Here is a 1315-nt window from a genome sequence, read left to right on the forward strand (position 1 = left end):
TCGTCATGGTGGCGCCGATCCTGGTGGTCTGCCTCGTCGCCTTCACGCCGGAAGGCTTCCTGTCGCTGCCGACCAACGGCTTCTCGCTGCGCTGGTTCAGGACCATCGCGAACTATCCCGAATTCATCCACGCCTTCTGGGTCAGCCTCGGGCTCGGCGCGCTGTCGTCCTTGGTGGCGCTGTTGTTCGCGGTGCCCGCGGCGCTCGCGATCGCGCGCTATCGCTTCCGCGGCCGTGACGCGCTCGCAGCCCTCTTCCTGTCGCCGCTGATGATCCCGCATGTCGTGCTCGGCATCGCCTTCCTGCGCTTCTTTACCTCCGCGGGCCTCGGCGGCAGCTTTGCGGCGCTGATCATCGCGCATGTCATCATCGTGTTTCCGTTCGCGCTGCGGCTGACGCTGGCGGCCGCGACCGGCATGGACCTCTCGGTCGAGATGGCGGCGGTCTCGCTCGGCGCCGGTGGCTGGACGCTGTTCCGGCGCGTGACCTTGCCGCTGATCCTGCCCGGCGTCATCAGTGGCTGGGCGCTCGCCTTCATCCAGTCCTTCGACGATCTGACCATGACCGTCTTCCTCGCGGCGCCCGGCACCGAAACGTTGCCGGTGCGCATGTTCCTTTATATCCAGGACAACATCGATCCGCTGGTGACGTCGGTCTCGGCCTGCGTGATCGCGATCACCATGACCGCCCTCATTCTGCTCGACCGCTTCTACGGGCTCGACCGTGTGCTCGCCGGCAAGGGCGATACGGGACGATAGGAGAACTCATGTCAGGAGAATACGACGTCGCCGTCGTCGGCGGCGGGTTGCTCGGCTCCGCCATTGCCTGGGGCCTCGGCCGGCTCGGCAAGAAGGTCGCAGTGCTCGACGAAGGCGACATCACCAAGCGCGCCTCACGCGCGAATTTCGCGCTGGTCTGGGTGCAGAGCAAGGGCCTGGGCATGCCGGCCTATACGGTGTGGACCGTGCAGGCGTCGCAGGCATGGGGCCGGCTTGCCTCCGAGCTGAAGCAACAGACCGGCCTCGATGTCTCGCTCCAGCAGAACGGCGGCTTTCACCTCACGCTCGGTGAGGATGAGTTCGGCCAGCGCGCCGAACTGGTCAAGCGCATGCACAACCAGGTCGGCGCCGCCGACTACAAGATGGAGATGCTGCCGGCGTCCGAAGTGAAGAAGGCGCTGCCACTGATCGGGCCGGAAGTTTCCGGCGGCAGCTATTGCCCGCTCGACGGCCACGTCAATTCGCTGCGCACGTTCCGCGCCTTCCACACCGGCTTCAGGGCGTTCGGCATCGATTATCTTCCGGAGCAACCGGTT

The 1315-nt window shown here is 65.9% G+C and carries 2 protein-coding genes; both read left to right on the plus strand.

Annotated features, from left to right (window positions below):
- Positions 1–758: ABC transporter permease (locus tag AC1D00_RS41440; protein WP_477014682.1), on the plus strand; the 758-nt coding region annotated here is incomplete at its 5' end.
- An 8-nt stretch (positions 759–766) separates the two neighbouring features.
- A partial coding sequence (locus AC1D00_RS41445; protein ID WP_477014683.1) for an NAD(P)/FAD-dependent oxidoreductase occupies positions 767–1315 on the plus strand: 549 nt, incomplete at its 3' end.

The organism is Bradyrhizobium sp. P2_E8, from assembly GCF_056403875.1.